The organism is Novosphingobium aeonii, from assembly GCF_052279045.1.
GTDB lineage: Bacteria > Pseudomonadota > Alphaproteobacteria > Sphingomonadales > Sphingomonadaceae > Novosphingobium.
Window position 1 is genome coordinate 56,608 of record NZ_CP176832.1, and the last position, 24,605, is coordinate 81,212.

General features: G+C 66.5%; 24 protein-coding genes. 12 read left to right on the forward strand and 12 right to left on the reverse strand.

The window, feature by feature from the left end:
• Window positions 1-86: 86 nt before the first annotated feature.
• The 3 genes from flaF (at window position 87) to ACLIMP_RS00340 (ending at window position 3,951) form a co-directional block, all read left to right on the forward strand.
• On the forward strand, window positions 87-449 hold the full coding sequence (gene flaF, locus ACLIMP_RS00330; RefSeq protein ID WP_132469174.1) for a flagellar biosynthesis regulator FlaF: 363 nt from the start codon (window positions 87-89) through the stop codon (window positions 447-449).
• A gap of 185 nt (window positions 450-634) precedes the next feature.
• A complete protein-coding gene (locus ACLIMP_RS00335; protein WP_443477983.1) occupies window positions 635-3,334 on the forward strand; it encodes a PAS domain S-box protein in 2,700 nt (899 codons plus the stop codon).
• The gene (locus tag ACLIMP_RS00340) at window positions 3,331-3,951 is read left to right on the forward strand and encodes a response regulator transcription factor (protein WP_054437906.1); all 621 of its coding nucleotides are present in this window, start codon (window positions 3,331-3,333) and stop codon (window positions 3,949-3,951) included. Before ACLIMP_RS00335 ends, ACLIMP_RS00340 begins: the two co-directional genes overlap by 4 nt.
• 101 nt (window positions 3,952-4,052) lie before the next feature.
• On the opposite strand, the gene ACLIMP_RS00345 is transcribed toward ACLIMP_RS00340, so the two are convergent.
• The 6 genes from ACLIMP_RS00345 to ACLIMP_RS00370 all read right to left on the reverse strand — a co-directional run bounded on the left by ACLIMP_RS00345 (window position 4,053) and on the right by ACLIMP_RS00370 (window position 10,022).
• Entirely contained in the window at window positions 4,053-5,483 is a 1,431-nt protein-coding gene (locus ACLIMP_RS00345; protein ID WP_324696786.1) for an alginate export family protein, read from the reverse strand.
• 234 nt (window positions 5,484-5,717) lie between these two features.
• On the reverse strand, window positions 5,718-6,596 hold the full coding sequence (locus tag ACLIMP_RS00350) for a sigma-70 family RNA polymerase sigma factor (RefSeq protein ID WP_054437908.1): 879 nt from the start codon (window positions 6,594-6,596) through the stop codon (window positions 5,718-5,720).
• Between the two features lie 169 nt (window positions 6,597-6,765).
• The gene (locus tag ACLIMP_RS00355; protein ID WP_324696789.1) at window positions 6,766-7,782 is read right to left on the reverse strand and encodes a peptidoglycan-binding protein; all 1,017 of its coding nucleotides are present in this window, start codon (window positions 7,780-7,782) and stop codon (window positions 6,766-6,768) included.
• Window positions 7,779-8,207 (reverse strand): hypothetical protein, encoded by a 429-nt coding sequence (locus ACLIMP_RS00360; protein ID WP_054437911.1) that lies wholly within the window; start codon window positions 8,205-8,207, stop codon window positions 7,779-7,781. Before ACLIMP_RS00360 ends, ACLIMP_RS00355 begins: the two co-directional genes overlap by 4 nt.
• Window positions 8,204-9,565, reverse strand: coding sequence for a flagellar protein export ATPase FliI (fliI, locus tag ACLIMP_RS00365; protein WP_324696791.1), 1,362 nt, complete (start codon window positions 9,563-9,565; stop codon window positions 8,204-8,206). The genes ACLIMP_RS00360 and fliI overlap by 4 nt, the downstream gene beginning before the upstream one ends.
• Before the next feature lie 19 nt (window positions 9,566-9,584).
• Window positions 9,585-10,022: a flagellar biosynthesis repressor FlbT gene (locus ACLIMP_RS00370; protein ID WP_132469134.1), complete on the reverse strand. Its 438-nt coding sequence runs from the start codon at window positions 10,020-10,022 to the stop codon at window positions 9,585-9,587.
• Between the two features lie 179 nt (window positions 10,023-10,201).
• On the opposite strand from ACLIMP_RS00370, the gene flgE reads away from it, so the two are divergent.
• From flgE to ACLIMP_RS00385, 3 genes are all read left to right on the forward strand, one after another.
• Window positions 10,202-11,518, forward strand: coding sequence for a flagellar hook protein FlgE (flgE, locus tag ACLIMP_RS00375; RefSeq protein WP_132469135.1), 1,317 nt, complete (start codon window positions 10,202-10,204; stop codon window positions 11,516-11,518).
• A 64-nt stretch (window positions 11,519-11,582) separates the two neighbouring features.
• Window positions 11,583-13,679 carry a flagellar hook-associated protein FlgK gene (flgK, locus tag ACLIMP_RS00380; protein WP_054437915.1) on the forward strand — a complete coding sequence of 699 codons (2,097 nt, stop codon included), beginning with the start codon at window positions 11,583-11,585 and terminating at the stop codon, window positions 13,677-13,679.
• Window positions 13,680-13,689: 10 nt separating this feature from the next.
• Window positions 13,690-14,598, forward strand: coding sequence for a flagellin family protein (locus tag ACLIMP_RS00385; protein WP_185998681.1), 909 nt, complete (start codon window positions 13,690-13,692; stop codon window positions 14,596-14,598).
• A gap of 108 nt (window positions 14,599-14,706) precedes the next feature.
• On the opposite strand, the gene ACLIMP_RS00390 is transcribed toward ACLIMP_RS00385, so the two are convergent.
• Both ACLIMP_RS00390 and ACLIMP_RS00395 read right to left on the reverse strand, forming a co-directional pair.
• Window positions 14,707-16,527 (reverse strand): hypothetical protein, encoded by a 1,821-nt coding sequence (locus tag ACLIMP_RS00390; RefSeq protein ID WP_324696797.1) that lies wholly within the window; start codon window positions 16,525-16,527, stop codon window positions 14,707-14,709.
• Window positions 16,524-16,799, reverse strand: coding sequence for a hypothetical protein (locus tag ACLIMP_RS00395; protein WP_054437921.1), 276 nt, complete (start codon window positions 16,797-16,799; stop codon window positions 16,524-16,526). Before ACLIMP_RS00395 ends, ACLIMP_RS00390 begins: the two co-directional genes overlap by 4 nt.
• Before the next feature lie 89 nt (window positions 16,800-16,888).
• Here ACLIMP_RS00395 and ACLIMP_RS00400 point away from each other — a divergent pair, with 89 nt between their 5' ends.
• Window positions 16,889-17,320 (forward strand): flagellar basal body-associated FliL family protein, encoded by a 432-nt coding sequence (locus ACLIMP_RS00400; protein WP_324696799.1) that lies wholly within the window; start codon window positions 16,889-16,891, stop codon window positions 17,318-17,320.
• Window positions 17,321-17,430: 110 nt separating this feature from the next.
• On the opposite strand, the gene ACLIMP_RS00405 is transcribed toward ACLIMP_RS00400, so the two are convergent.
• From ACLIMP_RS00405 to ACLIMP_RS00420, 4 genes are read right to left on the reverse strand one after another with little or no spacing between them, the layout of a single operon-like run.
• Window positions 17,431-18,081, reverse strand: coding sequence for a MotE family protein (locus ACLIMP_RS00405; protein WP_292637052.1), 651 nt, complete (start codon window positions 18,079-18,081; stop codon window positions 17,431-17,433).
• Window positions 18,078-18,689: a DUF6468 domain-containing protein gene (locus ACLIMP_RS00410; RefSeq protein ID WP_054437923.1), complete on the reverse strand. Its 612-nt coding sequence runs from the start codon at window positions 18,687-18,689 to the stop codon at window positions 18,078-18,080. The genes ACLIMP_RS00405 and ACLIMP_RS00410 overlap by 4 nt, the downstream gene beginning before the upstream one ends.
• On the reverse strand, window positions 18,686-19,705 hold the full coding sequence (fliM, locus tag ACLIMP_RS00415) for a flagellar motor switch protein FliM (protein WP_054437926.1): 1,020 nt from the start codon (window positions 19,703-19,705) through the stop codon (window positions 18,686-18,688). The genes ACLIMP_RS00410 and fliM overlap by 4 nt, the downstream gene beginning before the upstream one ends.
• Window positions 19,702-20,205, reverse strand: coding sequence for a flagellar basal body-associated FliL family protein (locus ACLIMP_RS00420; protein ID WP_054438003.1), 504 nt, complete (start codon window positions 20,203-20,205; stop codon window positions 19,702-19,704). Before ACLIMP_RS00420 ends, fliM begins: the two co-directional genes overlap by 4 nt.
• A gap of 147 nt (window positions 20,206-20,352) precedes the next feature.
• On the opposite strand from ACLIMP_RS00420, the gene ACLIMP_RS00425 reads away from it, so the two are divergent.
• From ACLIMP_RS00425 to ACLIMP_RS00445, 5 genes are all read left to right on the forward strand, one after another.
• Entirely contained in the window at window positions 20,353-21,096 is a 744-nt protein-coding gene (locus ACLIMP_RS00425) for a flagellar hook-basal body complex protein (protein ID WP_054437928.1), read from the forward strand.
• A 40-nt stretch (window positions 21,097-21,136) separates the two neighbouring features.
• Window positions 21,137-21,922, forward strand: a complete 786-nt coding sequence (gene flgG, locus ACLIMP_RS00430; RefSeq protein ID WP_054437930.1) for a flagellar basal-body rod protein FlgG — start codon at window positions 21,137-21,139, stop codon at window positions 21,920-21,922.
• A 4-nt stretch (window positions 21,923-21,926) separates the two neighbouring features.
• Entirely contained in the window at window positions 21,927-22,364 is a 438-nt protein-coding gene (flgA, locus tag ACLIMP_RS00435; RefSeq protein ID WP_054437932.1) for a flagellar basal body P-ring formation chaperone FlgA, read from the forward strand.
• 43 nt (window positions 22,365-22,407) lie between these two features.
• Entirely contained in the window at window positions 22,408-23,184 is a 777-nt protein-coding gene (gene flgH, locus ACLIMP_RS00440) for a flagellar basal body L-ring protein FlgH (protein ID WP_054437934.1), read from the forward strand.
• A gap of 252 nt (window positions 23,185-23,436) precedes the next feature.
• On the forward strand, window positions 23,437-24,312 hold the full coding sequence (locus ACLIMP_RS00445) for a flagellin (RefSeq protein WP_054437935.1): 876 nt from the start codon (window positions 23,437-23,439) through the stop codon (window positions 24,310-24,312).
• The last annotated feature ends 293 nt before the right edge of the window (window positions 24,313-24,605 follow it).

A 24,605-nucleotide genomic window follows, 5' to 3' on the forward strand; every position in this document is an offset into this window, starting at 1 on the left:
AGGCCATGCGGCTCACCGCAAACCCGCGACCGTTTTGCCCCGCTTCGTCCTATATGGAGAAGGCAGTCGTCCTCGCGGGAGCCAACATGTCACTCAATGCCTATCAGCGCGTGCAGCAGATCGCGGCCACGCCACGCCGGAACGAATACCGGCTGATGAGCCAGATCACCGGCGAGATGATCGCCGCGCGCGATGCCGGCCTTCGCGGCGCGGCGCTCGCGCCGTCCCTGCACCGCAACCGTCAGGCGTGGACCACGTTTTCGACGATGTGTGCAACCGAAGGCAATCAACTTCCCGATGACTTGCGCGCCCGGATCATTTCTATCGGAATGTGGGTAGAGAAGTACACATCGCAGGTCATTACCGGCCGCGATACCATCGACGATCTCATTGTCGTTAATCGCGCGATTATCGAAGGACTTGCAAACGAGAACGGGACCGGCAACTAAGGAATCATACTTATCCGCGGTTAGTAATTTTTTCGAAAAGATTATCAATCGCTTACTGCCTGCCCCGGGGAGATTGGCCGAGGACCGTCTACCCCGTCTATTTACAAACACGTCCAAACCCTTAATGGCCCGAACGTCCTGATACTGGAAAGTCAGGGCGCAATAAGCGGGTCGGAATGCAGGAATTGAATCCTCCGCCACAGCGCATGGGCGGGTCGCTTCCTGTAAGGATGGTTCCGGCCGTTCCCGTCTTCGTCGCCGTGGCGCACCTTGTTTGCGTGATCGTCCTGTCCGGCTGGTATCTCGGGAAACCGGGCCTTGCCGGATTGGGCGGAAGCGACTTCCTGATGCAGCCGCAGACGGCGGTTTCCTGCCTTGTCATCGGCATATCCGTTATTCTCGCCGGCCTGGGCAGGCGCGACGCCAGCCGCTGGGTTCTGGTGCTTCCCCTGCTTATAGGATCGGCGGCCCTCGTACAGGAATTGTCAGGGTACTCCTTCGGGACCGACCCCTTGCTCTTCCCGGAGAGCATCCGCCACCAGCTGCGCCCCTTCCCCGGCCGCCCCGGCATGCTGCCCGCCATCACGATCGTGCTGGTCTGCCTGGCCGCCATGGCAGTGGCCTCCCGCAGCGGCATGTTCCGCCGGATGACCGTCACGTTCGCCTGCGTGGCGATCGCCATCGCCGCTATCGCCGGAAGCCTGGTCCCGCTGGGCATCAGCAACCTCGCGCCCGCCACCCGCCATGCGCTCATGTCGATCCCGACTGCTCTTGCCCTCAGCATGCTGGCCATCGGCATCATCGCGCTGCGGCGCCAGTACGCCTGGCCCCGCAACCCCGCCTGCGGGTTCGGTTCGGGCACGCTCCAGTGGTGCCTGATCCTGTGCGTCTCGGTGCCGGTAATTTCCGCGCTGCTCCGCTTCTTGGGGGAACGCTCGGGCCAGATCGGGCCGGAGCTTGCCCAGATCGTCCAGGTCGTGGCGCAAGTCACGCTGTCCTGCGCGCTGATCGCCTGGGCCTGGATGCGGATCGCGCGCGAAAGCGGAGCGCGCTGGGCCGTCAATCTCGCGCTGGACGAAGCCCCGATCGCGATCACCGATCCTGACGGCAAGATCCTGCGCTGGTCGCGCGGCTGCGAGCGTCTCTACGGCTGGTCGTCCGAACAGGCGCTCGGCCGTTTCGAACACGAGCTGACCGGCGCGCCCCCGCTTTCGCCCGGGGAAGAGGAGAGCCTGCTCGGCGGCCAGCGGCAGGAGTGCGAAATCAACGCCTTCCACGCGGACGGCACATCCCTGCGCATCCTGCTGGGGCGTCAGGCCGTGCAGCCCCGCTCGGACCTGCCGGCAATGGTGGTCCTGTCGATGACCGACATCACCGCCCGCCAGCAGGCCGAGGATGCCATGCTGGCCAGCGATGCCCGCCTTTCTCTGGCGGTGGACCTGCATGAGCTGGGCATCTTCGAATGGTCCAGCAAATCCGATTCCTTCGTCTTCCACGGCCATGCGGAGCGCCTGTTCGGAGTGGAGCCCGGCGCCTTCCAGGGCGGCATGTCGGACTGGATCGGCCACCTCGCCACCACGTTCGACACGACATTCCTGCCGCCCGCCACGCCCGAGCACTGGCAACCGGGACGCCACGCCTTCCGCTTCCGCTCGATCCGGCCGGACATGCCCGACATCGTGGAGGGCACTGTCCACATCCACCGGGGCGAAGCGGCATGGGACGTTTCGATGATCGGCATCGTGATGGATGCCAGCGAGCGAGAGCGGCATGCGGAAATGCTCCGCTCCCGCGAATCCGAGCTGCGCTCGATCCTGGAGACCGTGCCGGAAGCGATGATCACCATCGACGGGAACGGGCAGATCCGCTCCTTCTCGGCCACGGCGGAAACACTTTTCGGCTATGCCGCGCATGAGGTGCTGGGCAAGGATGTGCGGATGCTGCTGCCGCAATATGTCCGTCCTTCGCCCGAACCGGCGCTGCGCAGCCTCACGCCCCCGACGCCGCCCCGGATCACCGCGGGGCTGGACCGCGAAGGCAACGAACTTCCGATCGAGATTGCGGTCGGCGCCGCGAACATCGGCAACGAGCGCATCGCCATCGCCTTCATCCGCAACCTGCGTGAGCAGCTGGCGACACAGGCGCGCCTGAACGAACTGCGCGAACAGTTCCTCCACGCCTCGCGGGTCAGTGCGATGGGCGAGATGGGGGCCGGCCTTGCGCATGAGCTCAACCAGCCGCTGACCGCGACGTCTAACCTGCTGGGCGCCGTGGACCTCCTGATGGAGCGTGACGGCGATCCCCGGCAGCTTCGCTACATGCTCGACCTCGCACGGCAGGAGGTGCTGCGCGCCGGCGCGATCATCCGCCGCATGCGCGCCTTCGTCACGCGGGGAGAACTGGATATCCGCGCCGAACCGCTGGAGGACGTGATAGCCGAGACGCTCCAGCTCGCCCGGGCCCGTAGCCGTGCGCCGGGCGTTCGCCTGCACTACCTTCCTCTCGGCGCGGCACCTTGCATCCTTGCCGATCGCATCCAGATTCAGCAGGTTCTGGTCAACGTCATCAACAATGCCTTCGACGCCCTCGAAGGCCATAACAACGAGTCGCCCGAAATCACCATATCCACCCGCCAACTGCATGATGGCCACATCATGGTCAGTGTAGCCGACAACGGCCCCGGAATGCCCGAGGCCATCATCAGCCGCCCCTTCGAAGCCTTTGCCTCCACCAAGGCCAACGGCATGGGACTGGGGCTTTCGATCTGCCGACGTATCGTGGAAGCGCATGGCGGGCGCTTTTCGGTGCGCAATGTCGCGGGCGGCGGCGCGGCGGTCGACTTCACCCTGCCCACTTATTCAGAGCTGGAGCTGAAGACCGGATGACGTCGCGACGCATCTACATCGTCGACGACGATCTCGCCGTAAGGACCTCGCTCGAATACCTGCTGTCGATGATCGGCAACAGCCGGATCACCAGCTTCGATTCCGGCGACGCCTTTCTGGAGGCGGCGGCCACGCTCGAACCGGGGTGCCTGCTGCTGGACCTGCACATGCCGGGCACCACCGGCATCCAGGTCCTGAGCACCGTGGGCGGGCGCCCCACGCGCTTCGTGCCGATCGTGCTCACCGGGGAAGGCGACGTCTCGGTGGCGGTCCAGGCCATGAAGCTGGGTGCGGTCGACTTCATCGAGAAGCCCTGTGACCATCTCAAGTTGATGGGGGCGGTGGAATCGGCATTCTCCCAGCAGGCGGCCTCCACTGTGGAGGAGCGCCGCAAGGAAAAGGCGATCTCCCTGCTGGAGCAGCTTTCACCGCGCGAACTGGACGTGCTCAAGGGGTTGATCGACGGTCAGTCGAACAAGGTCATCGCCCACGATCTCGACATCAGTCCGCGCACGGTGGAAATCTACCGCGCCAAGCTGATGGAAAAGCTCCAGGTGCGCAGCCTGTCCGAAGTGCTCCGTATCGCTTTCGCGGCCGGGCTCGTACCGATGGACTGAGGCGGCAGCGCCGGCTCAAGAGGAACCGCGGAAGCGCCTGCTCCGCCCGGCTCAGGAGAGTGACGGGCGGAGCAATGCTCGGGGTACGGTTCTATTATAGGTCAAAAATCGAAGTAGAGATCGACGTAGCCATATTTCGTGTCGCCGCTCTTCGGTGCATTGGGCGCCTCCTTCAGGAAACGCCCCTTGGCGAGATAGGCCACACCGGTATCCACACGCAGCACATCGGGGATCAGGGTGCGGCGATAGCGCGCCTCGATCTGATGCCCGCCGAAGCGACCGCTCTCTCCCGCCGCGTCACGCACGCCTGTCGAGGAAAAGCTGTCCGTCTTCGAATCCAGCCAGAGCGCACGATACATGACCATGATATCGGAAACCTTGTCCGGCTTCACTTCGCCGCGCACGCCGCCCGACATCAGGTTGAAGCGGCCGATCGCGCCATAGAGGCTGGTGGGGCCGAAATCGAAGCGACGCGCGCCGAACAGGGTGTCGAAGCGGTTGTAGCTTTTCGATCCCGCCTTGTCGCCGCTGCCCAGGTCAAAGTCCGCCGAAAGGCGCGGCTGCCAGCCGCCGCCGAAGGTGCGCCCGAACTCGGCATGGATCAGGTAGGCGGAAACGTCGAGGTCGGTCACGTCGGCGCCGGAGGTCGTCAGGCGGGTGGAGCCGAACTGGTAGGCGCCTTCCAGGTCGTAGTCGAACTTGCCGGCGGTCGGCTTGCGCCATGCCCGCAGACCGGGCGTGTAGAGATGGCGGTTGCGGGTCGGCCGGTCGGCTCCGTCGCGCTCGTCGAGGCCATAGGCGTAGACTTCAAGAGTACCGCCCAGAACCCCGCCCTTGGTGAAGCTGGCGCCGTAGAACTGGAGGCCGGTGGTCTCCTTGTCCCACTTGACCGAATTTTCGTGGATGCCTTCGCGATCATCGGGCAGGCGCAGTTGCGGCATCGCCCAGAATGCAGTGAACTGATCGCCGCCGTGGCCCTTCCACTGGAAGTTCGCCCCGGTGAAAGCATTTGTGGTGTTGCGGAAGGCCTGCCGCGCAACCAGCCGGCGCGAACCCACGTTCATGGTGAAGCGCCCGGCAGTCAACTGTCCCTTGGTGCCGCCCGCCATATCGAAGTCCAGCCCGACATAGGCCTGAACCAGTTCCATCGCATCGACTTCGTTGGTGCCCGCCGAAGAGTTCGACTTTTCGCCATAGGCGCGCGCATCCCACAGTTCCCCGCCAACACGCCATGGGCCGCCGTCATATTCCACCTGGAGCGTGGTCTTGAGCGCGAGCAGCGCATCGTCCTGCGCCGCGTTGGGGCGGAACTGCCCGTCGATCCCTTCGACGCGGGCGCGCACTTCGCCCTTGACCGTCAGCCCTTCGGGCGCACCGAGCGCCGTTTCCAGCCACCCCTGCGCCAGCGCGGCACCGGCGTTCCCGGCCAGCAGCACACCGCCGCCGACCACCGCCAGCGCAGTGCGGCCGGCCCCGGACAGCAGAAAGGAAACCCGGCCCTTGCGGACCGGGTCGGGGAAACCGAAAATCATGAAAAACCTCCCGATACTTGCGGTCCATTATAGAGAATGGACGATCATCTACCGGGCTGGAAAGCGCAATTTTGTCCCGATCCATGGAAGGTCTGAGTATAGAACCGAAATTCCGGCCTGATCCCAGTTACTTGCATGGAACCAATAGTTTGCAGGCGGCGTAAGCGCCCCGTACAAGGCCGCACTTCTGCGCGGCGGCGAGATCCGGCCTTGCCGGATCTCGCGGGAAATCCATCAGTGCGCGGAAGCCGGTGCCACCATGGACTGGCGGTATTCCGCCATCATCAGGAAGCGCGGATCAGCGCCGGCAAGGTCGCTCATGGTCTTGGCCGCGCGCTTGGCGATCTGGCGGACACGCTCCTTGGCAACGCCGGTCTCGTCCTCGATCATGTCCAGCGTGGCGATGTCGAACAGGCGCCCTTCCACGACCTTGCGGTTGTGCTCCAGACGTTCCTCGAGTTCGGCCAGTTCCACCGGATCGATCGCCGCCTTGCCCGTGCGCCAGACCGAACGCCGGGTGCCAGCTTCTGCCCGCACCGCCTTCTTCGGCTGGGCGCGGCGCTGGATGCGCTCGATGCCGATATTGCGCAGATGCTCGACGTAGCTTTCCGTCAGCGAGGCCATGGCCGAGCGCGCGAGATAGTCCGACGCACCGGCTTCGGTGCGGTTCAGCGCGTCCTCATCCTCGATCGAGGCGACGATCGACTGGCCTTCGCCGTCCTCGCCCACGCTGATCGCGTCGAGAGAAACCGTGGTCGCCTCCACCTTCCGAGCCGAAGGGCGCTGGTCGGTCATCAGGCGGAAGCGCAGGCTCTGGAGTTCGCCCCGGATCTGCCAGTTCACGAAAGTGGTGAATTGCGCCTTTTCCGGTTCATAGGCCTGGATCGCGCGGTGAACGGCGATCGCACAGACCTGTTCGGCATCGTCCCAGTGAGCGACGAGGCCGTACTGGCGGATGAAGTGGCGGATGCGCGGTGCGATCAGCTTGATGATCCGCCCGAAGGCGCGATCGACGACGACCCGCTGGCGCGGTGACTGCGCCTCGCCCTCGGCCGGCATATTGTCCCGGACGGTCGCAACCGCGGCTTCCAGAGCAACAGTGATCTTCGACATGGTGAACCCCCGGTCAGTCGGGAAGCGCCGGGCGCCCATCGCCGCCGCTGCCCCTTCAACGAGACCGTTGTCTCGTGAATTTCTGAACGAGAGGTTAATCCTATATCAGTTTTCCTATATTTCCTATATTTTCTGCCGCAACCGGAGCACGGCGCAGCCGGGAAAGGCGTCAACCGGCAAACTTTTCCGGCCTGATGTTGCGCCCTACATAATCCATTAACCACGAGCGGTGCGCGGCAACCGCGCTTCCGGCCATCTCGATTCGGTGAGTCGCGCTGGTCGTGCCGACCTGGGCATTGAGCAGCTTGCGCGCACGCTCGGGATCGAGGCCGCCCTTGAGGAAACGAACCGCGTCGCCCAGCCCCAGGTGGTGGCCGAGATAGGCCGACTGTGCGAGTTCCACGACGCTGCCGCCGATGCGCACGCCCGAGCCGCGCAGGGCATCCAGGTTGGCCCGCGCATAGTCCGCCGTCGTCTCGATCGCGGCCTGCGGATCGTAACGCAGCGCCAGCAGCGCGCCGCGACTTTCGCCGCGCACATGGCCCCGCTCGTTGAGCCAGCCGTTCTGCTGCGCCATGGCGTGGAGCCAGGTCCCTTCGCGTTCGGCCTGCCCCTCCCAGGTACCATTCAGGAATTGCCCGAGACCGGCCGCGCTGGAGCGGGGATTGCGGGAATAGGGCAACCAGCGCCCGTCCGCGCCCTTGGCCGCTTCGGCGTTGACGATCGTGGCGAGCGCCGCCGCCGGTATGCCGGTGCGCGATGCCGCCGCCCCGAGAATACCGGAATATCGGGCGTTCGGTCCGCCCTGCATCGCCAGCGGGCCGCCGCCGTCGGAACCCGCATCCGCGCCGTCCCCGCCGCCATCGCGGCGCGGGCCGCGCTCCCCGTCCTGCCAGTCTTCGGAAGCGCCGGAACAGGAAGGCTGCCGCTCCGCAGCAGGCACGGCCACAGGCTGCGTCGCCGCTTTCGTGCGTTCGTCCAGCAGGGCCAGAAGCCCGTCGAGACCCAATGGATCGGAGCGCTTGTCGACCAGGCCGGCGGCCTTCTCGTCGTCGCCGCCGCCCAGCGCCGCACGCCAGAGCCGGCCGGACAGTTCGCTGCGGGCCTGGGTATAGATCACTTGCGCCTTCTGCGCGGGCGTAAGCCCCTGAAGCGCCGCGCCCTGAAGCGCCATACCTTCGATCATGCCGGACGCCCGCGCCGCCGGGCCTTGATGAACGAAATCGCGGAGAAATCGTCGATCCCGGCCTGTTCGGCATTGGCGATCACGCGCTCGGCATCCTGACGATAGCCGTCCGCCGCCGTCTCGATGGCGCGGAACGTGCCATAGGCATCCACCGCCATGTCGCGCAATTGTTCGAGCCGGGCCTTCAGTTCGGCCTGCCTGACGGAAAGCTGCCGCCGCTCGCCGCGCATGCGCTGGAGATAGGCGTGCGAACAGACGCCAAGGTCACCCGCCGCCAGATCGGCCTCGCGCCGCATCGACACCGAGACCCGCTCGCGCGCCTGTTCGACTTCGCCGAGCGCGCCGGCCTGGGTGCTGATCGCCCTGCTCATCTCGTCGATCTCGCGCTGCTGCACGCGCAGCGCGGCGTCGTAAGGGGTCTTCATGCGATTTCTTCCTCGGGCGCGTCTTCGGAGGCTTCACCGGGCGGGACCATGAGCGATGCCAGCATCTCGAAGCTCTCCTGCGCGAAGCCCCGCTCTCCCTTGCCCTGCTTGAGCAGTTCCTCGATCATCGGGGCAACCGCGACGGCGCGGTCCACCTCGGCGCTCGATCCGGCGCGGTAAGCGCCCAGCCGGACCATTTCCTCCATGTCGTTGTACGTCGCCATTTCGCGCCGCGCGGCAAGGCGGATGCGATTTTCCTCATCGCCCAGCGCGTGCGGCAAGGTGCGCGAGACCGACTTGAGCACGTCGATCGCCGGATAGCGACCGCGCTCCGCGATCTTGCGGGTAATGACGATATGCCCGTCGAGAATGCCGCGAACGGCATCGGCGACCGGCTCGTTATGATCGTCGCCGTCTACCAGCACAGTGAACAGGCCGGTGATCGCGCCCTGCCCCGGCAGTCCGGGCCCGGCGCGCTCCAGCAGGCGCGGCAGTTCGGCGAAGACGGTAGGCGTATAGCCCTTGGTGGCGGGCGGCTCGCCGCTGGCCAGGCCGATCTCGCGCTGCGCCATGGCGAAGCGGGTGACCGAGTCCATCAGGCACAGCACGTTGAGCCCCTGATCGCGGAAATGCTCGGCCACGGTCAGCGTGGTCCACGCAGCCTGGCGGCGCATCAGCGCAGGCTCGTCCGAAGTGGCGACGACGACGACGCTGCGGGCAAGGCCTTCCTCGCCGAGATCGTCCTGCACGAATTCCTGGACCTCGCGGCCGCGCTCGCCGATCAGGCCGATCACCGCGACATCGCATTCCGTCCAGCGCGCCAGCATCGAGAGCAGCACCGACTTGCCGACGCCGGAACCGGCGAAAAGTCCGAGGCGCTGGCCCCGGCACAGCGGCGCGAACAGATCGAGCGCGCGAACGCCGGTGGAAAGGCGCGAGCCCACGCGCGCGCGCGCGGAGGCGGGGGGCGGCGAGGCCTTGATCTTGCGCAGCATCGCCCCTTGTTCCAGCGGCCCCTTGCCGTCGATCGGCCGGCCGAGCCCGTCCACCATGCGGCCGAGCCACTGGCTGGAGGGACGCAGGGCGAACTGGCTGGCGGAAAGGTCCGCGCGGGAACCGGACGCGATGCCCTGCGGCTCGCTGAAAGGCATGCAATGGGCGATCCCGCGGTCGAGCCCGGTCACTTCCGCCTCGACCGTGCCGGTGGGCGAATTCAGAGTGACGCGCGAACCGATCTGGGCGGCGCCGGAAAGCCCCTCCACCTCGATCAGCGCCCCGCGCACGGCAACCACGCGGCCATAGCGCTGGTCAGGCGTGAGCAGGCGCAAACCGGCGGCGGCGGCGGCAAGACTGGCCATGGGGCGGATCCTGCGCCGGTCAGGCGGCGGAAACGGAAACGGGCTCGGCGGCGGCCTGCGCCGTCGATTCGAGCCGCGCCAGGGCGTCGGTCTCGTAGCCGATCAGCCAACGGCAGTCGGCCAGCGCCGCATAGAACTGCCCGGTCGCCACTTTCTGCGCGAAACGGATGCACACCGCTTTCGCCTCGTGCGACTGCAAGGCGTCCATCAGCGTCTCCAGCCGCTCCAGCAGCGCCTGCTGGTGGCGCGGCAGGTCGGCCTGGTCGATATAGGCCATCATGCAGGCGAAGTAGAGCTGGCGCGCCGGGGTGTCTGCCTCCTCGGGCTTCATCACGTCGCGCCCGCGCAGGATCGTCGCCCCGTTCTCGACCATGAGATCGGTACGGCCAACCGCGCGCAGAACCGCACCGTTGACGATAACCGGCTCGCCATTGCGAAGCGAAATGCGAAGAGTCATGCCGAAAGCCCCCGTGACATCTTTCTCCGTTATAGGATGACCTGCGACAGTACGGCGGCAGTCGGCACAATTTTTCACGCCATCACGCACGGTTGCCCCTCCATTTCTTCCTACAATGGCACTGTTCGGTGGCCGGTCCAATGCGTTGACCTCCCGGCCGACACGCACAGGAGAATGACATGAGCCTTTATTCCGCTCTCTATGCAGGCGTATCGGGCCTCGGCGCGCAGGCGAGCGCGATGGCGACCGTTGCGGACAATATCACCAACGTGAACACCATCGGCTACAAGGGCGTCTCGGCACAGTTCCAGACCCTCGTCACCGACGGCAACATCAAGAGCAGCTATTCGGCGGGCGGCGTCACCGCGGCCCCCAAGGCTCTCATTTCCAAGCAGGGCCTGCTCCAGGCTTCGAGCAGCCTCACCGACATCGGCATCGACGGCGCCGGCTTCTTCGTCGTGCGTTCGAGCGCCGACGCCAGCGGCGCCATCGCCTATACCCGCGCCGGTTCGTTCACGCCGGACTCGGACGGCTACCTGCGCAACACCGCAGGCTACTACCTGATGGGCTGGCCGCTCGATTCCGACGGCAACTACGTCAACAACGGCGGCACCGGCGCGATGGAGGCAATCCGTCCCGGCGCGCTGACCGGCGCGGCGCAGGCCACCACCAAGATCCAGCTGCGCGCCAACCTGCAGTCGACCGCGGAACCGATCACCGGCACCTATGTCGCCGGTTCGATGACCTCGGGCGCGCTTTCGCCGCAGTTCTCGCGCTCGGTCGAAGTCTTCGACGCGCAGGGCACCTCGCACACCCTGACGTTCAACTTCGTCAAGACCGCCGCCAACGAATGGGCCGCCGAAATCTCGGGCGATCCGTCCGAGATCTCCACCATCGGCGGCGCCGCCGTCACTGACGGCCTGCTGGCCAGCGGCACGGTGAAGTTCAACGCCGACGGCAGCCTCGACCTTGCCGGTTCGGACGCCTCGCTGTTCTCCAACCTCGATATCGGCTGGACCAACGGCGCGGGTTCGAGCCCGATCCGCCTCAACCTCGGCTCGGATGACGGGCTTGACGGCCTGACCCAGTTCGGCAGCGATTCCGCCCTGCTCTCGTCCAGCGTGGACGGCGGCATGCTGGGCACGGTGGCCTCGGTGAACATCTCGGACACCGGCATCGTCAGCGCCGTCTTCGATGACGGCACCACGCGCGCGATCTACCAGCTTCCGATCGCCACCTTCCAGAACCCGGACGGCCTGACCCGCGTCAGCGGCAATGCCTACGTCGCCTCGCAGCAGTCGGGCAACGTGGCCATCAACGAGCCCGGCGCATTCGGCGGCGGCAACATCTCCTCGGGCGTGCTCGAAGCTTCCAACGTCGACCTGGCGCAGGAATTCTCGAACATGATCCTGTTCCAGCGCGCCTACAGCGCCTCGTCGAAGATCATCACCACGGTCGACGACATGCTCCAGGAAGTCAGCAACCTGAAGCGCTGACCGGGCGCGCCGGGTTCCGGCGCCCCATAATCCCAGAACGACGACTTGATAGGAAACCGAGCCAGTGTCCCTGAATGAAATCCTCAATTCCGCCATGTCCGGTCTTGCGGCCTCTCAGGCGGGGATGCGCTCGGTTTCGAACAACGTCGCCAACGTCGGCACGGCCGGTTATGCCCGCGAGGCGGTTTCGCTCAGCACCGGCGTGGCCGGCGGCCGTGTCAGCGGCGTCATCATCGGCGAGCCTTCGCGCGTGGCGGACAAGTTCCTGGAGAACGCGGTCTACCAGCGCGCGGGCAATGCCGGTCGCACCGAAGCGGTGTCCGGCTATCTCGACCGCCTGCAGGCGCTGCTCGGCTCCTCCGATTCCTCGTCCGGACTTTCCGCCCGCCTCAGCGCCATCACGTCCTCGGTGAACGAGATCGCCGGCCTCCAGGGCTCGGCGCAATCGGTCGCGCTGTTCACCGGCAATGTCGCCGACACGATCGACACCCTCAACCAGTTGCAGGACGATGTCTCGAACCTGCGCGGCGATGTCGAGACCGAAGTCGGCTACACCGTCGACCGCGTGAACGTGCTGCTCCAGAGCATTCACGACCTCAACAACGAAGTCGCCAGCCTTCAGGGCCTGGGGCGCAGCACCGCGGGTCCGGCGGACCAGCGCATGTCGGCGCTGGAAGAACTCAGCGGGCTGATGAACGTCACCGTGCGCGAGCAGTCGGACGGACGCGTCACCATCGATACCGCATCCGGCCAGGTGCTGCTCGACAAGCGGCTGCGCCAGCTCAGCTATCCGTCCGGCGCAGGCGCGTCGCAGGCGACTTACCCCGCGATCGACATCCGCTTCGCCTCCGACAACGGCACCATGGGCGCCTCCACCGGCGAAAAGATCGATTCCACCGCGATCGGCGGCAAGCTGGGCGGCCTCATCGACATGCGCGACCGCGCGCTTCCCAATTTCTCCGAACAGCTCGGACAGCTGTTCTCCGGCCTCGCCGAAACGCTGAACAAGGCCTCGAACGAAGGCACGACGATGCCGCCGCCGCAGACGCTGACCGGCGAGAAAAACGGCCTGATCGGCAGCGACCGGCTCGGCTTCACCGGCAAGGCGACCTTCGCGGTTGTCGCCAAGGACGGCACGCTCGTTTCCAAGACGACGATCGATTTCGACGCGCTCGGCCCCACTGCCACCGTCGATGACGCGGTTGCCGCCATCAACGCCCAGCTTTCGCCCGATGCCACCGCCAGCTTCGTGAACGGCGTCCTTTCGTTCAGCGCCGCATCGAGCGCCAACGGCGTGGCGGTGGCGCAGGATGCCGACACCCCCAGCGACCGTGCGGGCGTGGGATTCTCCCAGTTCTTCGGGCTCAACAACCTGGTCCGCTCGGACAGCAGCGCACTGGCGCCTTCGGGCTTCACCGAAAGCGATCCCCACGGCTTCGGCACCGGCGAAACCGCGCAGATCGTGCTGCGCGACCCGACCGGCAAGATCCTCGCCAACTATACCATGACCGGATCGGTCGGCTCGACGTTCGGCGACCTCGTCACCGAACTCAATGCCAGCCCGCTCGCGGCATTCGGCAGCTTCGCGCTCGACGACAAGGGCCGCATGGCCTTCACGCCGACCGCCAGCGCTTCGGGCTCGACGATCTCGATCCCCTCGGATTCGACCAACCGCAACGGCACCGGCCTGTCCTTCTCGGCGCTGTCCGGGCTGACCGGCGCGGCCAGCGGCCTCAACAAGGCCGAAGTCAGCCCCGGCGTCCTGTCCGACACCACCAAGCTGCCGCTGGCGCGCCTGCAACTCGATGCGGCCGTTGGCGAAAAGGCGATCGGTTCGGGCGATATCCGCGGCGCCACCGCGTTCGTCGACGCGCTTTCCGGCCTTGTCGATTTCGGCAAGAACGGCACTGCGACGATCGACACTTTCGCCAATCGCCTGCTGGGCAGCGCGGGCTCCGAAGCCTCGCTGGCCAAGACCGCCGCAACCGATGCCTCCGCGCGCCTGAGCGACGCGCTCGACCGCCGCGACAGCTACTCCGGCGTCAACGTCGATGAGGAACTGGCGCAGATGGTCATCCTCCAGAACAGCTATTCTGCTGCGGCGCGCGTGATGACCACCGCCTCGGAAATGTACGATACCCTGATCGGTATGCTGAGATAAGGACCTCCAGATGACCCGCGTTGCGACCATCCCCCTGCAGAGAACGCTTTCGGGCGCGATCCAGCGCTCGCAGGCGAGCCTTGCAAACAGCCAGCTCCAGCTCGCATCGACCAAGAAGGCCACCGACTACGCCGGCCTCGGCCTCGACGCGGTGCGCACGCTCTCGGCGCGCTCGATGCTGGCGCAGCAACAGTCCTACAAGAACATCTCCAGCCGCGTGACCACCACGCTGCAGATGTACGATGCCAACCTCAACCAGATCGACAGCTCGCTTTCCGACCTTCAGGAACAGCTGATGACGGCGATCGGCACCGGCGATTCCCCCGGCATCCAGTCGATGATCGAAGGCGCCTTCAACGACGTGCGCACCGCGCTCAACGCCAAGGAGGCAGGCGTGCCCCTGTTCGCCGGGTCGCAGACCTCGGACGAGCCCTTCGCGCCCAAGACGCTGAACGACACCATCGGCCTCGACGCGGCCGACGCCTTCACCAACGACCAGGTCCGCCAGTCCAGCCGGATGGGTGACGGCGTGGACGTGGAATACGGCATCGTCGCCAGCGACGTAGGCACCGGCCTGATCCCCGCCTTCCGCACGCTCGCCGAAGCAGGGCCTTATGGCGACAAGCTCACCGATGCGCAGAAAGTGGCGATCCAGCAGGCGATCGACCAGCTCGACACCGGGCTTGTCAGCGTGCGCGCGGTGAATGCCGAGAACGGCCGCAAGCAGAACCAGGTGGAAACCCTCAACGACCGCGCCGTCGACCGCGCCAACCTCCTGACCGAAGTGATCGGCTCGGTGGAAGACGCCGACCTCGGCCAGGTGGCGATCGACATCACCCAGCGCCAGACGATCCTGGAAGCGAGCTACTCGGTCTTCGCGCAGCTCTCCAGCATGTCCCTGGCGAAATTCCTGACCTGATCGGGCAGGAACGCGGACAGCAAAAAGGGCGCCGGGATTTCGATCCCGGCGCCCTTTTTCGTTTGCCCGTCCTGCGCGATCAACGTCACGCGGAAAGACCGGCGCGCCCTATCCCTTGGTCGCGCTTCCCGGCGCGCGTTCGAGCAGGTCGGCGAACTCGCCTGCCGGACTGGCCGAAGGCATGGCGGCCATGGCCCGCGCGAGGTTCGGCCCGGTTGCCTCCTCCGGGCGCCCTGTCAGCATCTCGAAGACCGGCGCGGCGGGCAGGCCCCGGAACGCCGCCGCATAGCGTGCATGAAGCCCGGCAAGCCCTTCCTCGCGGCCGAGCATGGCCAGCGAGATCGCATGACGCAGCACCACCGCCTGGCCCACTGTGTCCAGCGCCCGGCCGCTTGGCAGGGAGCCCGCCGAAGCCTCGGCATAACGGGCCCAGTCCCGCTGCTTCCAGAGGATCTCGGCACGCAGGGTATCGGCGGAAGGCACGTCCTGAAGCACCGCCATGGCCTCGTCGATGCGGCCGATCTGGCTGAGCGCCGCAGCCTCCACGCGCTTGCGGGCGGCGATCATGGCATCCGGCAGCGAAGGATCCTCGGACTTGCGCAGGGTATCGAGCGCACGGTCGGGCCGTCCGGCAAGGATGAACAGCGTCGCCACGCGGGCCGAGAGCGGGCCGCGCGCCAGATCGCCGGCACGGACGAAGAGCTGGTAGGACAGCAGGTCCGCCGCGCGCTCGTAAAGCCCTGCCTGCTGGAGCCGCTCGGCCAGGTGGCTGGCCATGAGGTCGCCCTCGGCCCCGCCCGGCGCGATGTCGCGATAGTCCCAGTAAAGCCCGGCCGCCTTGTCGAGCGGGAGCTTGCGCGCAGGGTCCAGCGCGGTCGCCAGCTTGGCGCGCAGGCCGGGAAGGAAGTCCGCGCCCTGCTGCCCTGCATCATGATAGCGGAACAGGGCCGAACCCGCCGCCAGCGCCCCGGTAAGGTCTCCGCGCGCATCGTAGAGCTTGTAGGTGAGCCGCAGCGCCCGCTCCTCGATGGCATCGCCGCGCCAGGCGTAGCGGATCGCATCGAGCCGCTTGAGCGCCGCCTCGGGGCCGACGGTGTGGTGCGCCACTTCGGCTTCCACCTCGCTCAGCCGCGCATCCATGCGCTGCTCCATCGTGCCCGATTTCTCGACACGGGCGAAGCGCAGCCGCGCCTCGTCGGCATGGCCCTGCGCCAGTTCGGCACGGCCACGGTAGAGGTTCGCCGCCGGATCGCGATCCGGCAGCGGGGCGAGCCACTGCATCGCCTTGGCCGGTGCCCCGCCCTCGACAGCGGCACGGGCGGCGGCAAGCACGAAAGCCTTGGGCCGGGGCGTGGTCAGCGCGCCCCGCGCGCAGTCGAGCTGCCCCAGCGCCTGATCGGCCAGCGCGCTCTGCGCCAGCGCCCTCAGGCGCCAGGCGCAGGCTTCGGGATTGGTGCCGAGCCCCGCCGCGCCGAGCGAGGCGAGCGCATCGGGATAACGGCCGAGCAGGGTCAGCGCCGCCCCTTGCGCCAGCCGGTAGGTATCGACCATCTCCAGGTCGGGATCGTCCTGCCGCATGACTTCCAGCACGCCGAACGCCTCTGCCCCGCGCTCCTGCCCGATCAGGCTTCGGGCATAGTTCCAGCGCGCCTGCTGCCGCTCGGGCTGCGGCGCGCGGGAGAGGCGCATCCACGCATCGTCTTGCGAAATCCTGCCCCAGGCGGCGGGACCGACGATGGCGGGCTGCTGCGCGAGGTCGGCGGCGAAGCCCGGCAGACGCGGCGGGCGCGGCAGTGCCGGCCGCGCGGGCTCGGGCACGCGCATGGGTGCGGCCGTGGCGCTGGTAACGGGCGCGTTCACGGTGGGCGCGGCCACGAGCGCCGCGCCCGGGATGAGCGCGGCAGACGCCAGCAGGCGAGTAAGAATCACATCAAGGCTCCGGGAAACATGACCGACATCGTGAACAGGGCCCCGCCCAGCAGGCAGCCGAGCAGGAACAGCAGGGCCGCGCCGGCCGCCCAGAGCAGCCCGCCGCCCTCGCGCGGCCTGGCCGCCGTGCCGCTGTCTACTCCGGCAAGCTGGACATTGTCCGTCCGACGGCGCGCAGGCGAGGCGCCCGGCGCGTTCGCAGCCGCAGGATTGCGCTCCGGAACGCCGGAAGAGAACACCCTGACCTTGGCCGGACGCTGATCGCTGCTCATCTGGACCTGACTCCTGAGGTTTCATCCTATTATAGAAGGACAAACCGCAAGGCGGTCCGCGCGCGCCGGACCCGATCTGGAGTTGCCGAATGCCCCGTCCCGCCTCCTGCCGCAGTGCAACGACCCTCGCGGCACTGCTTGCGGTGACGCTCGGCCTTGCCGCCTCCGCTCATGCAGAGGACAAGAAGGCCGATCCTCTCCCCCCACCGGACCCCTCGTTTCTTCCGATGGACGACATCGACGCCCCGATCATCGACAGCGGCCGCATCGACGGCGTGCTGCACGTCTCGATCGTGGTGAAGACCAAATCGGCGGAAAGCGCCGCCGAACTGGCGAAGCGAATGCCGGAACTGCGTGCGGCCTCGCTGGCGGCGGCGATCGAATTCGCGCGGCTCCATGCCTCGCCGTTCACGCCCGTCAACGTCGCGCGGCTCTCGGCGATGATGTCCCCCCCGATCAAGCGGCTCGACGCGGGGATCGAGAAGGTCCTGATCGTGAAGGTTTCAGCCACCGAATCCTGAAGCCCGCCCCCGGCCGCACCGCCTGACCCACAAACGAAAGCCCCCGCCCGGTCAGACCGGACGGGGGCTTTCGTGTTTCGGAGCGGCTTTCGAAAAAGGGAGGAGCCGTCCTACTGTGCGGCTGGTCCCGCCCCTTGCGGCTTCCCGCCCGAAGCAAGCGCCTGCGGACGCGGCTTTCCGCGCATCGGCGCGGCGGCGGCGGCCGGTGCCTTGATGACCTTGCGCCCCGCCATCGCCATGGAAAGCTCCACGGCCGCGCTGGGGGTCATGTAAGCCATGATCTGCGCGGTGGCGCGTTCGCGCATGCGCTTTGCCACCTGCGTCTGGACCTCGATGTCCAGCTTCTCGAGGATCGGCGCGGCGCGCTGGGGCTTCATCGTCTGGTAGATGCGCGCCAGATTGTCGTAAGGCACATCGGGCTCGGCCGCGCCGTTACGCCCGGCGGGTTGCTGCCCGGCCTGCGCGGCCTGGTTCTGCTGCATCTGGCCGGCAAGGCGCGTCTCGCCCGCCTTGACCGCCTGCTCCCGCATTTCGAGCTTGCGGCGTTCGGCCGCCAGCACGCGGTCGCGCTGCGAGGTCGCGTCCTGAAGCGAGGCGCCGAGACGCCCGGAATCGCCCTTCCCCGCATCGGCCGGCGGCGCGGCAAGGGCGATGGCATTGGCCACCGCCGCCGCCCCGGCGACCGCGAAGATCAGCCGCGATGGCTGGGTGAGCGAGCGAAGAGGCGACAGCGCGCCTCCAAGCCGGGCGGAAAGCGTCATGCAACCGCGCTTTCACGCGAAGCGCGCGCCGTGGCGATGTCGCGGACCACGCCGGTGGTGTCGCCGCGAACCGCATCGTTGGCGGCCGCTGCGACCTTGCGGCGCGAACGCGTGCGGGCCGGAGCGGGCGCCGCGATCTTCTCGGCCTCGAGGATGCCGGCAACGACCTTCTCGGCATCGGTCTTGACGGTGCGACCGGCGGCCTTGGCGCGGCTGGCCGGCTTGGCGGCGGTCTTGGCGGCCGTGCGCGGCTTGGCGGGCGCACGCTTCTTCGGCGCCTTTTCCTCGACCCTGGGGGTCTGCGCGGCGGCATCCATGATACGGTCGGCCACGGCATTGCCGATACCCACCATCAGCGAGAGTTCGTCGCGAATTTCCTCGGCGGCGGCGATGGCGCTGGCCTGGGCCTTGCCGTCGGTCGCCAGCACGCGCTTGAGATCGCCCAGCACGATGCGGGCCTGGTTGGTCGCACGGTCGATCTGGGTCACGCTGTCGGCAAGCTGGGTATCGCGCATGATCCGCAGGCGGCGGCTCATGCGGGCGCTCTGCACCAGCACGGAGACGCAGAGCAGGATCAGCGCGACGTTGATCACGGTGGTGAAGGTCATTTCGGATACCCCTTGGAAATGTCGGTGGCCATGCGGATGGCGATATTGCTCGAACGCTGGCCGATGTGAGCGCGGCCCAGCGGCACGCCGCCGCAATGGACCTGGAGCGCGTCGTTCGGGCTGTGGCTGAGGGCGATCGTCTGCCCCACCTTGAGGTTCATCACGTCGCGCAGGCTCATCAGCTTTTCGCCCAGCACGACATCGACGGTGACTTCGGTATTATAGAGCTCGCTGGCCATATGCGTGGCCCACATGCGATCGCGGCCGAGTTTTTCGCCCATGAAGCGCTGGAGCAGCTTGTTGCGGACCGGCTCGATCGTGGCATAGGGCAGCAGGACCGAGAACTTGCCCCCGCGCCCTTCCATGTCGACACGGAAAGTGGCGACAGCGGCAATGTTGCTGGGTCCGGCGATGGCGGCGAAGCGCGGGCTCGATTCCATGCGCTCGACCACCATGTTCACCTGCTCGATCGCCTCGAACGCCTGCGACAGGTCGTCAAGCGCGAGCTGCACCATCTTCGAGACCAGCATGGTCTCGATGGTGGTGAAGGCGCGGCCTTCCACCCGCATCGGGCGCGTACCCTTGCGCCCGCCCAGCAGGGCATCGACGACCGCGTAGATCAGGCCGGAATCGACCGTGACGACGCCGTAGTTCTCCCACTCCGTCACCTGGAACACGCCGAACATGGCGGGCAGCGGCACGTGGTTCATGAACTCGCCGAAGCGGGTGGAGGTGATTTCCTCCAGGCTGACGTCGATCGCATCCGAGGTGAGGTTGCGCATGCTGGTGGCGAAAGCGCGCACCATGCGTTCGCAGACCACTTCCAGCATCGGCAGCCGTTCATGGCTGATGACGTTGGATTCGATCACCGCCTTCAGCCCGCTCTTGGGCTGGACCGGCGCGTCACCGTCGAACCCGAACAGGGCGTCGATGCCGGCCTGATCGAAAGTATCGTCGTTGATCGCGCCCATCTTGGGCGGATCGGGCAGGATGAAGTCGTCGAAATCGTCCATCATTGCTGAACGAGGTCCTGGATCAGCACGTCCTTGACCATGCCGGCGCCAAGCGCCTGGGTCGAACGCGTCATCATCTCTTCCTTGATGCGGAACACCGCGGCGGAACCGTTGAGATCGTCAGGCCGCAGTTCGCGCAGGAACGGTTGCAGCGCATCGAGCACGACCGGCAGCTTTTCCTTGACCTTGTCGGCCTTGCCCTCGGCGGCGACGATGATGAAGCGCAGCTTGAGGAAGCGCGCCTGGCTGTCTCCGCCGCGCAGGTTCACGATCATCGGCGGCACTTCGATATAGGATGAAGCACCGCCTTCACCCGCCGGCGCCTCTGCGGCGGCCTCATGTTCGGCGCCGTCGTCGCCGCCGCGCATGAACCACCAGGCCCCGCCGCCACCGGCCAGCAGGGCCAGGACCGCGGCTCCGCCGATCACCAGCATTTTCCGCCCGGGCTTCCTGGGCTCCGGCACATCGACCGGCGTCACGTCGATCACGTCGTCGCTGGACACTTTCATCCCCTTGGCTGTCGGGATGCGCCCCCTCACCGAAATGGTGTCCGCGCATCCGCTTTCGCGATTTCGCCTCTATTATAGGAAAGCCGCGCGGCAAAATCTGCCTAGCGCCGAATATCGAGAACTTTTTCGCAAGGTGCTGGAATGGACGTATCCTCCTTCGTTCTGCTGAGCCACGAGCAGGCCTTGCGCCGGCAGCTCGACATCACCGCCAACAACATGGCGAACACCAATACCGTGGGCTACAAGCGTGAGCAGGCGCTGTTCCACGAATATGTCGAGACCGTGAAGGATGCGCCCGTCCAGGATGCGCGCAAGACTTCTTTCGTGCTCGACTTCGGCGCCGTGCACGACACCGCGCAAGGCGCGTTCCAGTCTACCGGCAACCCGCTCGACGTGATGATCGACGGGCCGGGCTACCTCAACGTGGAAACGCCCGAAGGCGGCGTCGCCTATACGCGGGCAGGCTTCGTGAAGATCCTGAGCACCGGTGAACTGGCCAGTTCCGGCGGCCAGCGCCTGCTGGACCAGAACGGCCAGCCGATCACCATCCCGGCCGACCAGATGAACCAGGTGTCGATCACCGAGGACGGTTCGGTCATGGCCGCGGGCGCCCAGGTCGGCCGTCTCGCCGTCACCAGCTTCGCCGACGAGAACATGCTGGAACCGCGCGGCGACGGGATGCTTACCGGCACCGGCGGCCGCTTCCTCGCCGCCGCGCAGACCAAGCTCAAGACCGGCGGGGTCGAGGCATCCAACGTCGAGCCGATCAAGGAGACCACCAACATGGTTGAGATCCTCCGCTCGTACCAGACCAGCCAGCGCCTCTCCGCCGACCTCAACGACATGCGCAAGCGCGCGATCGACCGGCTCAGCCGCGTAAGCTGACCCCCGCACAGTCCCACCTCATTTTCACGAAGGAGCCATCATGCGTTCGCTCTCCATCGCTTCGACCGGCATGCTCGCGCAGCAGACCAACGTCGATGTCATCTCGAACAACATCGCCAACATGAACACCACCGCGTTCAAGCGCCAGCGCGCGGAATTCCAGGACCTGCTCTACCAGCAGGTCTCGCGCCCCGGCGCGGCGACCAGCGCCGACGGCACGCGGGTTCCCTCGGGCATCCAGATCGGCGCCGGCGTGAAGACCGGCGGCGTGTACCGCATCACCGAGCAGGGTGCCCTCACCAACACCGGCAACAGCTACGACCTGGCGATCGACGGCCCGGGCTACTTCCAGGTCATGATGCCCTCGGGCGACCTGTCCTATACCCGCGCCGGCTCGTTCCAGCTTTCGGACCAGGGCGAACTCGTCACCACCGACGGCTACCGCGTCCAGCCCGATATCACGATCCCGCAGGGTGCGCTGGGCGTCACCGTCTCCAAGTCGGGCGAAGTGCAGGTGAAGATCGCCGGGCAGACCGAACTGCAGACCGTGGGCCAGCTCGAACTGGCGACCTTCATCAACGAGGCCGGCCTCGAAGCCATCGGCTCCAACCTCTACCTCGAAACCAGCGCTTCTGGCCAGCCGACCGTCTCGACGCCGGGCCAGCCCGCTTTCGGTACCCTGAGCCAGGGCTTCGTCGAAGCCTCGAACGTCAACCCGGTCTCGGAAATCACCTCGCTGATCACCGCGCAGCGCGCCTACGAGATGAACAGCCGCGTGCTCAAGACCGCCGACGAGATGCTCCAGACCTCCACGCAGATAAGCTGAGACCATGCTCACCGCTCTCCTCCTCGCCCCCGCGCTGGCCAGTGCCCCGGCGCTTCCGGCCGGCGAACCCGCGCCGGTTCTCGCCCGCACCGTAGAGCGCGGCGAAGTGCTCTCGAAGGCGGACTTCGTCACCGCGCCGGTACTGCCGGCGGTGGCCCGCAACGCGCTGAGCCCGGCCGAAGCGGCGGGGCAGGAAGCGGTGCGCCGTCTCAACGCCGGTGCGCCCGTGCGCGCCACCGATCTCACCGCCCCGCACCTCGTGCGGCGCGGCGAGGCGGTGACGATCTCGCTCATTTCCGGCGGCCTCAAGATCACCTCGGCGGGCCGCGCGCTCAGCGACGGCGCCAAGGGCGAACAGGTGCGCGTGCTCAACCTCGCCACCAACCGCACGCTGGATGCCGTGGCCGAAGGCAGCGGCGATGTCCGCATGTCGGTCCAATAAGCGGCGCAGCGGCACCCAACCCCGCGCCCAAGGAGGCAAGCTCATGAAATCGCGTTTCACGCCGTTCGTTTCCGCGCTGCTCGCCGCCAGCCTGCTGTCAGGCTGCGGTTCGATCGGACGGCTCAAGAACGTCGGCAAGGCGCCGAAGATGTCGGAAGCGGAAAGCCCGGTCGCCCCGCGCCTCCAGCCCTCGCTCGGCAATCACTCCGTCGATGACCGGGCGCTGGCGGGCGGCGATGCCCCGCAGGCGGACGCGGCGCGCGGCGCCTCGTTGTTCCGCACCGGTGGCGGCGCCTTCTTCCGCGACCAGCGCGCCTCCCGCGTGGGTGACATCGTGACGATCCGCATCAACATCGCGGACAACGCCCAGGTCGCCAATTCGACCACCCGCACCCGCAACGGCAGCGAGACCGGCGGGATTGCCGCGCTGCTGGGGCTCGAAAGCCAGATTCCCAAGATCCTGCCCGGCAGCCCCGATCCGGGGAACCTCGTCAGCACGGACTCGAAGTCCAGCGCCACCGGCATCGGCAACACCACCCGGAGCGAACAGATCAACATGACGGTCGCCGCCACCGTCGTCGGCGTGCTGCCCAACGGCAATCTCCAGATTCGCGGCAAGCAGGAAGTGCGCGTCAATTACGAACTGCGCGAACTCGTCGTCACCGGCGTGATCCGGCCCGAGGACATCGCGCGCGACAATTCGATCAAGCACTCCCAGATCGCCGAGGCCCGCATCAGCTACGGCGGACGCGGCCAGCTTACCGATGCACAGCAGGCACGCTGGGGCCAACAGATCTACGACGCGCTCTTCCCGTTCTGAGCGCAGTCCATTGCGAAAATACATGGCCTCTCCGGCGTTGGCCGGAGGGGTTTTCGCACATCTGCAATAACGCTTTCAAACCGACCCTATATTCACTGTAAACTCCGAAAATATTTTCGGCACATCGTCCGCAGTTGTTTTCGAACTTCCTAGAATGAAATCGCAGCCGGAAGATTTCCTGCTGCACGCATGGCAGCGTGATCTGCCGTCTGGCCGCAGAACCGGCCTGTAATTCTAGAAGGAAATGATACAATGGCGTTTTCGGTTAACACCAATGCTGGCGCAATGGCGGCTCTGCAGAGCCTCAACTCGACCAACCGCGGCATGGAAACCACGCAGAGCCGCATCAACACCGGCCTGAACGTTGCTTCGACCAAGGATGACTCGGCGAAGTACACCGTGGCCCAGACCCTTCGCGGCGACCTCGGCAAGCTGAGCGCGGTTACCTCCTCGCTCAACAACGCCAAGAGCGTCACGGACGTTGCGGTTGCCGGTGCAGAGCAGATCTCCGACCTGCTCAACGAGATGAAGTCGAAGACCCTCGAGGCTTCGGACACTGGTCTCGACGTCGAAAGCCGTACCGCGATCTCGAAGGACCTGGTTTCGCTGAAGAACCAGATCGGCACGATCATCGACGGTTCGGACTTCAACGGCACCAACCTGCTGAAGGGCACTGCCGCAGCCACCGACGGCAACGTCAGCGCTCTCCAGTCGATCGCTTCGGGTGCAGCTACCCTGACGGTTGCGAACCAGGGCTTCACCACCAAGGCCGACACGGCCTTCGGTGCGTCCGGTACCGACACCGACATCACTGCCCTGAACGATGCCGACTCGGCAACCGGCGCTGCCGCAGCCACCGCCCTTTCGACCAAGCTCGACACTTTCTTCGACGAAGTTAAGGACAGCCTGAGCGATCTGGGTGCAGCTTCGCGCCAGCTCGAAGGTCAGCAGACCTTCAACAGCAAGCTGACCGACGTGGTCACGACCGGCGTGGGCAACCTCGTCGACGCCGACCTCGCCAAGGAATCGGCGACCCTTCAGGCCCTTCAGGTCCAGCAGCAGCTGGGCGTGCAGGCTCTGTCGATCGCCAACCAGGCGCCGCAGACGATCCTGTCGCTCTTCCGTTAATCGGAGGATCGATGGTCTCCCGGTTCGCCGGGAGGCCAATCGTCAGGAAGGCCGGGATGGTTCACCATCCCGGCCTTCTGTCGTTTCGGGGAGCATGAACCGGGGTGAGGTCGAAAGCGCAGGAGCCAGAATTCCTGAGATCGGCAAACACCATGGACAGGCAGCCAGGCGGACCCTGGAGATAGCCCGGAACCCGCAGTTTTCCGGGAATCCGGGACCAGCGATTCACCCGCCGAACTATAATGATAATGGCGCGCCCATGGCGGGACCGACCCCCCAAGCAGGAACTGGAA